At 36.5% G+C, this 13,191-nt stretch carries 12 protein-coding genes; 10 read left to right on the forward strand and 2 right to left on the reverse strand.

Annotated elements, in window-relative coordinates; genetic code table 11:
- The first annotated feature begins 92 nt into the window (after window positions 1-92).
- The 4 genes from prfB (at window position 93) to B5488_RS09330 (ending at window position 4,653) form a co-directional block, all read left to right on the forward strand.
- A protein-coding gene (gene prfB / locus B5488_RS09315; RefSeq protein ID WP_146128737.1) for a peptide chain release factor 2 occupies window positions 93-1,191 on the forward strand; the annotation gives its coding sequence in 2 pieces (ribosomal slippage) (window positions 93-155 and window positions 157-1,191; 1,098 coding nt in all).
- A 70-nt stretch (window positions 1,192-1,261) separates the two neighbouring features.
- On the forward strand, window positions 1,262-1,606 hold the full coding sequence (arsC, locus tag B5488_RS09320; RefSeq protein ID WP_079735013.1) for an arsenate reductase (glutaredoxin): 345 nt from the start codon (window positions 1,262-1,264) through the stop codon (window positions 1,604-1,606).
- A gap of 28 nt (window positions 1,607-1,634) precedes the next feature.
- Window positions 1,635-2,006 carry a hypothetical protein gene (locus B5488_RS09325; RefSeq protein ID WP_079735014.1) on the forward strand — a complete coding sequence of 124 codons (372 nt, stop codon included), beginning with the start codon at window positions 1,635-1,637 and terminating at the stop codon, window positions 2,004-2,006.
- 118 nt (window positions 2,007-2,124) lie between these two features.
- Complete coding sequence (locus tag B5488_RS09330) at window positions 2,125-4,653, forward strand: TonB-dependent receptor domain-containing protein (RefSeq protein ID WP_079735015.1); 2,529 nt, start codon at window positions 2,125-2,127, stop codon at window positions 4,651-4,653.
- A 92-nt stretch (window positions 4,654-4,745) separates the two neighbouring features.
- On the opposite strand, the gene B5488_RS17980 is transcribed toward B5488_RS09330, so the two are convergent.
- Window positions 4,746-4,922, reverse strand: coding sequence for a hypothetical protein (locus B5488_RS17980; RefSeq protein WP_170065276.1), 177 nt, complete (start codon window positions 4,920-4,922; stop codon window positions 4,746-4,748).
- Between the two features lie 181 nt (window positions 4,923-5,103).
- Between B5488_RS17980 and fumC the strand changes: the two genes are divergently transcribed.
- Window positions 5,104-6,501 carry a class II fumarate hydratase gene (gene fumC / locus B5488_RS09335; protein WP_079736571.1) on the forward strand — a complete coding sequence of 466 codons (1,398 nt, stop codon included), beginning with the start codon at window positions 5,104-5,106 and terminating at the stop codon, window positions 6,499-6,501.
- 188 nt (window positions 6,502-6,689) lie between these two features.
- Here the strand turns inward: fumC and ccsA are convergent, their stop codons facing one another.
- Window positions 6,690-9,878, reverse strand: a complete 3,189-nt coding sequence (ccsA, locus tag B5488_RS09340; RefSeq protein ID WP_079735016.1) for a cytochrome c biogenesis protein CcsA — start codon at window positions 9,876-9,878, stop codon at window positions 6,690-6,692.
- A 122-nt stretch (window positions 9,879-10,000) separates the two neighbouring features.
- On the opposite strand from ccsA, the gene B5488_RS09345 reads away from it, so the two are divergent.
- The 5 genes from B5488_RS09345 (at window position 10,001) to B5488_RS09365 (ending at window position 13,171) form a co-directional block, all read left to right on the forward strand.
- A complete protein-coding gene (locus B5488_RS09345) occupies window positions 10,001-10,762 on the forward strand; it encodes a Rossmann-like and DUF2520 domain-containing protein (protein ID WP_079735017.1) in 762 nt (253 codons plus the stop codon).
- Complete coding sequence (locus B5488_RS09350; RefSeq protein ID WP_079735018.1) at window positions 10,746-11,258, forward strand: KdsC family phosphatase; 513 nt, start codon at window positions 10,746-10,748, stop codon at window positions 11,256-11,258. Before B5488_RS09345 ends, B5488_RS09350 begins: the two co-directional genes overlap by 17 nt.
- Entirely contained in the window at window positions 11,259-11,585 is a 327-nt protein-coding gene (locus tag B5488_RS09355) for a DMT family transporter (protein ID WP_079735019.1), read from the forward strand.
- Between the two features lie 7 nt (window positions 11,586-11,592).
- Window positions 11,593-12,510: a geranylgeranylglycerol-phosphate geranylgeranyltransferase gene (locus B5488_RS09360; RefSeq protein ID WP_079735020.1), complete on the forward strand. Its 918-nt coding sequence runs from the start codon at window positions 11,593-11,595 to the stop codon at window positions 12,508-12,510.
- A 76-nt stretch (window positions 12,511-12,586) separates the two neighbouring features.
- Window positions 12,587-13,171, forward strand: coding sequence for a Maf-like protein (locus B5488_RS09365; RefSeq protein ID WP_079735021.1), 585 nt, complete (start codon window positions 12,587-12,589; stop codon window positions 13,169-13,171).
- The last annotated feature ends 20 nt before the right edge of the window (window positions 13,172-13,191 follow it).

Here is a 13,191-nt window from a genome sequence, read left to right on the forward strand (position 1 = left end):
GTGTTTTATAGGAAGTCTAAAACTATAAAAATATCGTTAAATACTTTCTCGTCGCAGTCTTAAATTCTATTTTTACCTTATAAAATTAAGATATGATTACAACTGAGCAGATCAAAGATCTCAGAGAGCGCCTTGGTGCGTTAAGGAGGTATCTTTGACATTGATGCCAAAAAAATAGAAATTTCCAATCAGGAAGAAAAAACCTTTGCTCCAGATTTTTGGGACGATCCTAAAAAAGCTGAGGCACTAATGCGCGATCTCAATGCTGAAAAGCAATGGGTAGATAATTTTGAAAAAGGACAAACCCTCGTTGAAGATTTAGAGGTTTTGTATGAATTTTATAAGGAAGATGAAGCTACGCAAGAAGATGTGGAAGAAAAAAATAAGCAAGCTGTAGACCTTATAGAAGACCTTGAGTTTAAAAATATGCTTTCGGAAGAAGGCGATAAATTAAGTGCGGTATTACAAATTACGGCAGGCGCTGGCGGTACAGAAAGTTGCGACTGGGCCGAGATGCTGATGCGTATGTACCTTATGTGGGCCGAAAAGCGCAAATACAAAATAAAAGAACTGAATTACCAGGCCGGCGATGTTGCCGGAATTAAAACAGTTACCCTGGAAATTGAAGGTGATTTTGGTTTTGGATGGCTAAAAGGTGAAAATGGCGTGCACAGGCTGGTAAGAATTTCCCCATTTGATAGTAATGCAAAAAGGCATACCTCGTTCGCTTCGGTTTATGTTTATCCGTTAGCCGATGATTCTATTGAGATAGACATAAATCCTTCTGAAATTTCCTGGGAAACAATGCGTTCTTCCGGGGCCGGAGGGCAAAATGTAAACAAAGTGGAAACTGCGGTTAGGTTGCGTCACGCCCCTACTGGGATTGTTGTTGAAAATTCTGAAACGCGATCGCAGCTGGAAAATAAAACCAAGGCGATGCAGCTTTTAAAAAGCCAGTTATACGAGATAGAACTTCAGAAGCAACAAGCACAACGCAGAGAAATTGAAGATTCTAAAATGAAGATTGAATGGGGTTCGCAAATAAGAAATTATGTAATGCATCCTTATAAATTGGTCAAAGATGTACGAACTGCAGAAGAAACCGGAAATGTAGATGCCGTAATGAATGGTGATATTGATATGTTTTTAAAAGCTTTTTTAATGATGATGGGACAACGGCAGGAAGATTGATAAGTTTTTGCCCATATATTTTAGATTTAAAATTTATTGTTTATTTTAAGGAAGCCAAAATCAAAAAATAATGATTACAGTTTACCATAATGCCCGATGTAAAAAATCTCGTGAAGGATTAGAAATCGTTAAGAATTCTGGAAAAGAATATAAGGTTAGAGAATATTTAAAAGAACCACTTTCTGAAGCAGAATTAAAACAGATTCTGGATAAATTAAGTTTTTATCCTATGCAGTTAATTAGAACTAACGAAAAGATCTGGAAAGAAGAATATAAAAATAAAGATCTTAGCGATAAAGAACTAATTACTGTTATGGTTAAGAACCCAAAATTAATTGAAAGGCCTATTGTAGAAACCAAAAACAATGCAGTTGTAGGTCGCCCGGGTTCTAAAATTGAAGATTTATTACAATAAAAGTTTTGGTAATTCAAACCAGTAAAAAATGAAAACTCAACATAAAATAGCTATAATTGGGGTCGCCGGATTTCTAGTGGCGGGATTTGTTTTCTCCCATTTTTACCTGCATAGAAAAAGCAGAAAAGAACTCCTTGAAATTGCAAGGGAACTTGCCTATACCTGGAAAAAAGAATTAGAACTGGATTTTGAACAAACAGGTAAACTCGAGGATCTTATTATAGAGTATACCCTTAAGAAAAATGAAATCCTGAATACCATGGCGCTAACCGAAGATGAAATAATCTTTAAATTAAAAGGAATTCAGAAAGCTGAACATAGAAAACTGCAAAAATTAATGAGCGAAAGACAGTTTCAAAAATATCTTGAATTAAATAAGAAAATTAGCCGGAAGTCTTAAGTATTGAGGTACAGCGATAAAGGTGCTTTTAACATTTAAAACTCGTATTTAACGCGAGTTTAACCCTATTTCCATTAAACCATCTCTTAAAATTGGGGTCAAAGAATAAAAATTTTCTATGACCACCAAAATCTTGAGTACGCTCAGCGCAGCGTTTTTTCTTTTTTTCAGCTTTAACGGCTTCGCCCAATCGGGACCCCATAAAATTTCCGGAAAAGTAATGGATGAGGAGATGAATGCTCCTCTTGAATTTGCAACCGTTTCTGTAGTTAATGCTAACGAACCTGCAGATGTTACAGGAGTCGTAACAAATTCACAGGGAAATTTCTCTATAGAAGTACCAGAAGGTACCTATAATGTTATTGTTGAATTTATCTCTTACGAAACTAAAAAATTTAATGATCGCTATGTAGATTCAGATCTTAATTTAGGAACTATCACCCTGGGACTCGATTCAGATAGTCTTGATGAGGTTTTAGTCCAGGCTGAAACTACACAGGTTAGCGTTCAACTTGATAAAAAGATTTATAATATAGGTAAAGACCTTACCACCGCAGGAGGTACTGTTAGTGATGCCCTTAATAATGTTCCTTCAGTTTCTGTAGATATTGAAGGCGGGATTAGCCTTAGAGGAAACCAAAATGTAAGAATTCTTATAAATGGAAAACCTTCAGCAATGGCTGGTTTTGGAGATACCAACGTGTTGAGCCAGCTTCCGGCTGAGGCTATTGAGCGTGTAGAAGTTATTACTTCACCATCTGCAAGATATGATGCAGAAGGTACAGCAGGTATTCTAAATATTATTCTTAGGCAAAAAGAAACTTTAGGATTTAACGGCTCTGTAAATTTAAATTTAGGACATCCCGATAATGCAGGACTTTCAGCTAATTTGAATTACAGAACAAATGACTTCAATATATTTACCAACATTGGCTGGCGCTATTTTGATGCTCCTCAAAATAACTTTAGTGATACCGAGTATCTAAGACGATTTAATTCTGATGGAGAAATTGTTAGACCCGAATATGATAGAATTCGTGAGGAACGAGAAACAGAGCGTTTAAACAGAAACTACAACGGTAATTTTGGAATTGAATATTTCCTTACCGAGCAATCTTCGCTTACAGCCAGTATATTTTATCGCTACGGTGAAGATGAAGATGAAACCTTAAATAATAGTGACCGCTATATTGGTGGCAATTTAGTTGAAGAAACTTTAAGACGAGAGTTGCAAAGTGAAGAAGATAATAGCTACCAGATTTCGATAAACTACCAGAATAAATTTAATGACGAAGGTCACGAACTTACCGCCGATTTTCAATTTGAAAATGATGCAGAAGTTCAAAATACTTTTATAAACGAAGATTATATTTCTACAAATCAGGAAAATCCTAATGCTTTTCAACGAGAAGAAGTATATACAGAAGAAGATCAAAAAGAGTATTTAATCCAGGCCGATTATGTATTACCGCTTGGTGAAGACGCTAGATTTGAAGCCGGTTACCGTGGTAATTTTGAAAATGAAATCACAGATTACCGTTTACAACAAGAAGATCTTGCTACAGGAAACCTTGTTACGAACGATACTCTTACCAATATTTTTGACTATTCTGAAAATGTAAATGCGCTGTATTCTCAATATGGAACAAAATTTGGCAAATTCTCGTTCCTTTTAGGTCTTAGATTAGAAAACACCCAACTTAAAGGTGATATAAATTCAAGATTAAGTGATGAAGAACTTGTAGAAGCTTTTGGATTCCCTATTCAAACCGAATTTGATAATAATTATTTAGGCTTGTTCCCTACGGTTAATTTAATTTACGAATTATCAAGTGATGGTGGCGAAGAAGAAAATATAACTGTTGGATATAATAGAAGAATTAACCGTCCAAGAGGTTGGTATATTAATCCATTCCCATCACGTTCAAGTCGTACCAATGTATTTCAGGGAAATCCTAACCTACAACCGGCTTTTGCCAGTGCTTTTGATATTGGCTACTTAAAACGTTGGGAAAAATTAACCTTCACTTCTTCGGTATATTATCAGCACGAAACAGATTCTTTTGAAAGAGTTGAAGAAAATACCGGTCAGGAAACTACCGATGGTATTGATATTATTAGAACTATTCCTATTAACCTTGCTACCAATAAAAGAACCGGCGCTGAACTTGGGATTCTTTACAATCCTGCAGATTGGTTAAGATTAAACAGTAGTTTTAATTTCTTCCAATTTGAAACCGAGGGTGAGTTTAATGGAGTGGATTATGGAGCAAAAAACACGAGCTGGTTTGCAAGATTTAGCTCTAAAGTAACACTTCCGGGTGCTATAGACTGGCAAACCAATGCTTTTTACCGCGGGCCCCAGGAAAATGCCCAAACAAAAAACGAAGGAATATTCTCTCTAGACCTTGCATTGAGTAAAGAAATTTTAAATGAAAGTGTTACGCTTTCATTAAACGTAAGAGATTTATTAAACTCAAGAAAAAGAAAATCATTTACTTCTACCGAGTTCTTTAATCGTGAAAGCGAATTCCAGTGGAGACAGCGTCAAATTAATTTTTCAGTAATTTATAGATTTAATCAGCAAAAGCGCGAACAACGACGTGGTGGTGATGAAGATTTTGATGATCCGGGATTTGAAGGATAATTCAAAACAAATAAAACCGGCTTGTATGGGCCGGTTTTACTTGTTTATTTAAAACTAAAGCATAAAAAAAGGGACATTATCTGTCCCTTCTTTTATGCTTTTTCTTCTTTAGCTTTTCTTCTTGCCTCTTTCTTTTCTTTAAGCAATTCAGTAACCGAACCGCCTATCCAATAGGGTAAGATAGCCATTAGGAAAATCATAAGCCAGAATCCCATAGTTAAAATAACCAGGAAAGCTAGAAAACCGAGGTATTGATCGAATTCGAACATAATATCAAAATTTTTTGATCTGGTCAAATATAGTAAGCTTTGCCCGCTTATCACAATTAAATTGTGAGAAATTCACAACCTGCTGATGAAAATCACAAATTTACAGGCTAAATTCTTTGTTTTTATGCCTTTAAAAAAGGCACTAACTTGTAAATTTGTAACCACAACTAATAAATTAATTATGGACTATAGAATAGAAAAAGATACTATTGGAGAAGTGAAGGTTCCGGCCAATAAACTCTGGGGTGCACAAACTGAACGCTCCCGGAATAATTTTAAAATTGGTCCTGCTGGAAGTATGCCTCTGGAAATAGTTTATGGATTTGCCTACCTTAAAAAAGCTGCAGCTTATACCAACTGCGAATTAGGTGTTTTACCGGTAGATAAAAGAGATTATATTGCCCAGGTTTGTGATGAAATTCTTGATAGGAAACATGACGACCAATTTCCTCTGGTAATTTGGCAAACTGGAAGCGGCACCCAAAGCAATATGAACGTAAATGAAGTTATTGCAAATCGTGCACACCAACTTGCCGGTAAGACTTTAGGTGAAGGTGACAAAACCTTGCAGCCAAACGATGATGTAAATAAATCACAATCTTCTAACGATACCTTTCCTACCGGAATGCATATCGCTGCTTATCAAAAAATCACGAAAGTTACACTTCCGGGTGTAAAACAACTTCGTGATACGTTAAAGAAAAAATCTGAAGAATTTAAAGAAGTGGTGAAAATTGGGCGTACACATTTTATGGATGCCACTCCCCTAACCCTTGGTCAGGAATTTAGTGGGTATGTTTCTCAACTGGACCACGGAATTCATGCTCTGGAAAATACGCTTCCGCATTTAGCCGAATTGGCACTTGGTGGTACCGCCGTAGGAACCGGATTAAACACCCCAAAAGGATATTCAAAACGTGTATCTGAATTCATTGCAAAATTCACTGAATTACCATTTATTTCAGCTGGAAATAAATTTGAGGCACTTGCAGCACACGATGCTTTTGTTGAAACTCACGGCGCCTTAAAACAATTGGCCGTTTCTCTTAATAAAATAGGAAATGATATTAGAATGCTTTCTTCAGGTCCAAGAAGTGGGATTGGAGAAATTAATATTCCTGCAAACGAGCCGGGATCTTCTATTATGCCCGGTAAAGTGAATCCTACGCAATGTGAAGCTTTAACTATGGTTTGCGCCCAGGTAATGGGTAACGATGTAGCTATTGGCGTGGGTGGAATGCAGGGCCAGTTTGAATTAAATGTTTTTAAACCGGTAATGGCTGCTAATTTGTTACATAGTGCAGAACTTATTGGGGACGCCTGTGTATCTTTTGATGTTAACTGCGCCCGCGGAATTGAAGCGAACACTCCAAGAATCAAAGAACACTTAAACAATTCCCTGATGTTGGTTACCGCTTTAAATACCAAAATTGGATATTACAAAGCCGCTGAAATTGCCAATAAAGCACACGAAGATGGAACTACACTTAAACAAGCTGCCGTTGAATTAGGCCACCTTACCGAAGAGCAATTTGATGAGTGGGTACAACCTAAAGATATGGTTGGGAATATTAAATAATTGATTCATTTGTATAAACTCAGAAAAGCCTGTCTAAAAATTTTAGACAGGCTTTTGTTTTTATTGGTCAAGCTGAATTTATTTCAGCTTCTAATATGTTTAGATAACAACAACTTAGATCCTGAAACAAGTTCAGGATGACGATTTTGAAAACCTTTCAAACAACCCTTTTTCCATTATATTCAAACCTATTTCTCAATCTTCTTTTTAGGTTTCTTGGCATAAAACTTCTGGAACCTCCAGTAAGATACCGCTCCTAACAATGCCACTACTGCAATTGCATAGTAAATAAAAGTAGGTGTAATTACTTTATCTCCACTTGCATAAGAGTGTAAACCTGCCAGGTAGAAGTTCACCCCAAAATAAGTCATCATAATACTGGCAAAAGATACTACAGCCATGAGGTTAAAGAACCATCTACTTCGTAAACCGGGAACCAAACGCATATGTATTACAAAAGCATAAACCATAATACTAATTAAAGCCCAGGTTTCTTTGGGATCCCAGCCCCAGTAGCGTCCCCAGCTTTCGTTGGCCCACTGGCCTCCAAGGAAGTTACCAATGGTTAACATTACTAATCCTACGGTTAAAGCCATTTCAGTAATAATGGTAATCTCTTTAATATTGAGATCCATTTTCTTTTTATTTTTTTCTGTAGTAAAAATCATTAAAAGCAATGCCACAGCGCCCAGGATCATTCCCAGGGTGAAAGGACCATAACTTCCTACAATTACCGAAACGTGAATCATTAACCAATACGAATCTAACACGGGCTGTAAATTGGCTATAGAAGGATCCATCCAGTTCCAATGTGCGATCATTAGAATCATTGAGGTTACAAAAGCTGTAGAGGCAATGGTTAGGGTACTTTTTCTTCCAAAAGCTAAACCAAAGAACATTGTAGCCCAGCCCACGTAAATCATAGACTCGTAGGCGTCACTCCAGGGCGCGTGTCCAGAAATATACCACCTACCAATTAAACCTAAAGTATGTAAGACAAAAAGGATTATAATCACGCCAGCACTTATCTTAACCAGCCATTTAGTAAGATTATTTTCTTTAAAAATCTTTACAATCACAATAACCAGCATAAATAATCCGGCTACCATATACATCCAGAAAAGATTCCTGAAAATATCGTATTTGTTATACGCGATCTCTGCGTTAATTTTATCTTCTGAAGGCAAAACTTCTGACCCGAATTTTTTCTGAAATCCTTTAATACTTTCCAGAAACTGATTCGCTTTTGTATAATCTCCGGTTTCAGTAGCATCCGACAGGGAAGTCATATAAAGCGGAAGGATTTGTTTGGTATACACCGAATCCATTCCTTTAAACACTACGCCTTCATCTTCTAATTCAGGATAAGAAACCCATTTATTATTTTCGTCCTCTGGAATAGGAAAAATTCTCAAAATCTTCCCCTGAAGCGCGCGATATAATAAATTTACCTTTTTATCGGTATTAATAAAATCTTTCTGAAATTTATTAGGAACCGCCGCCTGGTAGGCATCTTCCAACTGTGGTGAGAGTTTATAATTCCCCATTTCGTCAAAGAAACTACTTAGCGTAAGGTATTTTTCCCCTTGTTCTACGCCAAGAAGATTATGTAAACTATCATTATTTTTTTCAACATAAATAACTGGCACATTATACCAGATCATTGGGTTTTGCGTAAGTGATACCAAAACCTGGTCTGAACTTAAACCTTCATATTCATCAGATTTACTCAATTTCCGAAGTAATTCTGAGGAATAGGTGTTAGCGGGTTTCATTCTTCCGCCGGCATCCTGGATTACCAGGCGGCCAAATTTAGCAGCGTGCTCTTCGCTTATGGCGTTGCTTTTAATAATAGAATCTACTTCCCTTTTGGCCGATTCAGCGTGTTCGTGCTCGTCTCCCGGTATTTGTGCAAACATAGAACCGGTTGCCATAAAGAAAATAAGCACCGTGCTTAACTTTTTCTTTTTGTCCTTCACTTTTTCAAGCATATCTTTAAGGTTTCCAAAGCGGGAACCCTTATCAAATAAAATTAGCATCAAGCCTAAATAAAGCAGAAAATAGCCTATATAAGTCACCCAGGTGCCCCAGAAATCGTGATTTACAGAAAGCACTGTTCCGCTTTCATCTGGCATAAAACTGGCCTGGAAAAACCTAAAGCCTTTGTGATCTAAAACGTGATTCATATAAATTTCGTAAGGAACATTTTCTTTTCCTTCTTCCACAATTTCTACTTTACTTTTAAATGAAGAATAACTGTTTTCAGTTCCGGGATATCTATTTGCGATAAAATCGTTGAGTTTTAGAGCAAAAGGTAATTCTATTTCTTTACTACCGTAATTCAGATAAAATTCGAGTCCGGCGAGTTCTACTTTTTGAGGTTCGCTGGGAATTCCCTGGCCACCCATTATAGTAACGGTCTCAGATTCACCTTCTGAAGAAACTTTTAACGTTAACGCATCGCTTTGGCCATCAGTCTTTTCAGGTGTTTTTATAATATCATACTTTCCTTTAACCACCGGCTCAGGAATTACAAATTGCATTGTCCCTATATTATAAAGAGAACGCAGCATCAAATTTTGGGTAGAATCTTTAGCTAAACCTCCTTTCTCCTGGTCGGCCATTCGCATATAATCGCCTTCAAAGGGAGAATTTATGGTGTATTTTCCGGTTTCTTCGGTATATGTTATATTAATCGCGCCCTCGGTAGGTTCATTTAGCGCAAACAATACATTATGAATATTTTGAACTTCCCCCTCTTTTAAATAATGATCGTGGCGACCGCCACCTCCGGCTTCCACCAGTTTAAGATGATTTTCTCCATCTTCAGCTGGGACTAATTCTTCTTTCGCCCCATAAATAAAATTGGTAGCTTCAATCGTAACGGGTTGCCCATTGTAATCGGTATTAAGTATGTAATCATTTTCGGTTTCCGGAGCAAAAAGTACTGGCTCTTCCAAAACCCTGCGGCGGGGTTCCCCCTCAATTTCACCGTCTATAAAAGCGGTAAAGTAAGTCTTTTGAGAAAGCATGATATTAGTGGTTTCGCCCTCTGTAATAGGCATTACACCTTCATAACTAATATAACGGGTAATAAAGGCACCAACCAGAATTAACAAAAAAGATAAATGGATTAGAAGAGAAGACCATTTCTCGCGTTTATGTAGTTTATAACGTTTTATATTCCCGGCGAAATTAATCACAAAAAACACCATAATACCCTCAAACCACCAGGTGTTATAAATTAACACTCTCGCTGTTTCAATACTATACCAACTTTCTATAAATGTTCCGAACGCCATGGCTACTGGAAAGACCACAAACAAGACTGCCATTATACGTGTAGAAAATATGACAGAGGCTATTTTATTCTGCATGAAGTAACTCTTTTAAGCCTGCAAATTTAGGGAATTTTAACGGTTTGAAACAGTAAAAAACAAGACATTCTCCTACATGAATGTTAATTTTATTGCCTCATTATTTTTAATAATTTAGCCGAATGACAGAAGTGGTAATTTTAGGTGCAGGGAATGTTGCATTTCATCTTTTTAGGGCATTTTCTGAAGCGGAAAATACCAGGGTAATTCAGGTGTATAATCACCGGGAAGAGAGCCTGAAGGATTTTAAAAATCTCACCGATACCACAAGCAATATCAGCGACTTAAAACAAGCTGATTTTTATCTACTCGCTTTAAAAGATGACGTGATTTCTGAAATTACTCACAATCTAAAAGATAAAACAGGTATGGTGCTACATACCTCGGGCGCGGTGAATTTAAATGCGCTGGATAGTGTGAAAAATTCGGGAGTTTTTTATCCGCTACAAACTTTTTCTAAAAACAAAACGGTAGATTTTGCTGAAATACCTGTTTGTATTGAAGCAAATTCAGCTGAAAATTTGAAAAAAATTAAAAAATTGGCTGCAGAAATCTCAAAAGACGTGCGGGCAATTAATTCTGAACAACGCAAAGCTTTGCACCTCGCGGCAGTTTTTGTAAATAATTTCAGCAATCATTTATATACTATCGGGGCTGAAATTTGTGAAAAACACCAGGTAGATTTTAGCATTTTGAAACCACTTATTAGAGAAACCGCTTCAAAAATTGAAAGTTTATCGCCACAGGATGCACAAACCGGCCCGGCTTTAAGAAACGACCAACAAACAATTGAAGCGCATTTAGCACTTTTATCAAAAAATCACAAGGCTATTTACAACCTTTTAACCCAATCTATTCAGGATTTCCATGGAAAAAAATTATAAAGAATATCTAAACCAAATTAACACGTTTGTTTTTGATGTAGACGGCGTGCTTACCGATGGTAGCATTCAAATTAGTACGACGGGAGAACTACTTCGCACTATGAATATTAAAGATGGTTATGCGCTTAAAGCGGCAAAAAATGCCGGTTATACGGTTTGTATTATTTCTGGAGGGAAAAATGAAGGCGTTCGTAAACGGCTTAGAGACCTGGGTATAAACGATATATATCTTGGCATTCACGATAAAGTAGAACAAATGGATGAGTTCTTGGATATTTATGAAATCAAGGCCGAGGACGTGCTATATATGGGAGACGATATTCCCGATTATTACCCTATGAAACTCGTTGGCTTGCCTTGTTGCCCACAAGACGCTGTGGCCGAAGTAAAGGAGATCTCTAAATACGTTTCGCATAAAAAAGGCGGGAAAGGCTGTGTTCGTGATGTAATTGAGCAGGTAATGAAAGTGCAGGGAAAATGGATTGAGAAAGAATAAATGAACTGGATAATACTTATACTCGCAGGGCTTTTTGAAGTCGGATTCGCTTTTTGTTTGGGAAAAATGAAAGTAAGCTCGGGGAATACTTCAACGCTGTGGTTTATTGGTTTTTTAGTTTCGCTTACTTTAAGTATGATTCTTCTTTATAAAGCCACCCAAACCTTACCAATTGGAACGGCTTACGCGGTTTGGACGGGTATTGGAGCCGTGGGCACCGTTTTGCTGGGTATTTTTATATTTAAAGAACCTGCACATTTCTGGCGTATCTTTTTCTTAAGCACCCTAATCATTTCCATTATAGGTTTAAAATTTGTTTCTGAATAAATAAAATATGATAGCATACCTAAAACTAATAAGGTGGCCCAACCTTATTTTTATTGCACTCACCTTAATCCTGATTAAATTTTCATTTTTTGAGGAATTTGGTGCGGCTATTACGCTCAACAGCTTTGGGTATGCTTTACTAATCCTGGCTACACTTTGTATCGCGGCTTCAGGCTACATTATTAATGATATTTATGACGTCCAGGCCGATAAAATTAACAAGCCGGAAAAGCTGATTATAGGCAATAAAATCTCAGAACAAAAAGCGAATAACTTATTTATCATTCTTAATATTATAGCCGTAGGAATTGGTTTCTATTTAGCCAATTTACTCGGTAAACCTGGTTTTGTTGCCATCTTTATTTTCTCCTCTGCTTTACTTTATTTGTATGCCAGTTACTTAAAACAAATCCCGGTGCTCGGGAATGTTTTAATTAGTTTGCTTGTGGCTTTTGTGGTCCTTTTACCTTCAGTTTTTGATCTTTTTCCGGCAATTAATATTCAAAATAAACAGATTCAATCTTTATTATTTTCAATTTTATTGGATTATGCAATTTTCGCCTTTTTAATCAATCTATTACGGGAAATGGTAAAAGATCAGGAAGATGTAAAAGGAGATTACAACTCGGGAATACAAACCTTACCCATTATTCTTGGCCATAGCCGTACAAATAAAATAATTTTTGCAATTGGGATTTTACCGGTAGCTGCCATCGTTTATTATACGTACAATTATTTGTTTGAGAATACCTTTCTGGTAATTTACACACTGGTTTTTATCCTTGCACCACTACTCTATTTTCAGGTTCGGATTTGGGAAGCTAAAAAGAAAAAAAACTACTCACTATTGAGTTTATTGCTGAAAATTATCTTGTTTTTCGGACTTATATCTATAGGCTTTTATCAATTTATACTTACTGCATAGCATTTAATGTTGGTTCTTGTTCAAGAACAAGATTCTACAAATAATATTAACTTACAGAGATTTTAATAAAATAATTATGCTGAAAGAACTTTTAAAAAATAAAGAAATAATCCTCGCTTCAGGATCACCCAGGCGTCACCAATTTTTTAAAGATCTGGACATACCTTTTAAAACCGATGTAAGACCGGTTAAGGAAGTCTGCCCCGATTACCTCAAAAAGGAAGAAATAACCGATTTCCTTGCACAATTAAAAGCCGAAGCTTTTCAGCAAGAATTAAAACAGGATCAAATTTTAATCACCAGCGATACCATTGTTTATAATGAAGAGAAAGCAATGGGAAAACCTGGAACAGCCGCTGAAGCTAAAGAAATGCTTAAATCATTATCAGGCAAAACCCATAGTGTTTTCACATCAGTGTGTTTTACTACACACAATCGTCAATCTACAGTAAACTGCGAAACAAAAGTAACTTTTAAAGACCTTACCAACGGTGAGATTAATTACTACGTAGAAAACTTTAAACCCTTTGACAAAGCAGGAGGTTATGCCATCCAGGAATGGATTGGCCTTATTGGAATTACCAATATTGAAGGAAGCTACTTTAATGTAGTTGGCCTTCCTACACATTTGGTTTACAATGAACTAATTGATCTCTCATAATTTTTAAATATAAACATATG

This window comes from Salegentibacter salegens (assembly GCF_900142975.1).
GTDB lineage: Bacteria > Bacteroidota > Bacteroidia > Flavobacteriales > Flavobacteriaceae > Salegentibacter > Salegentibacter salegens.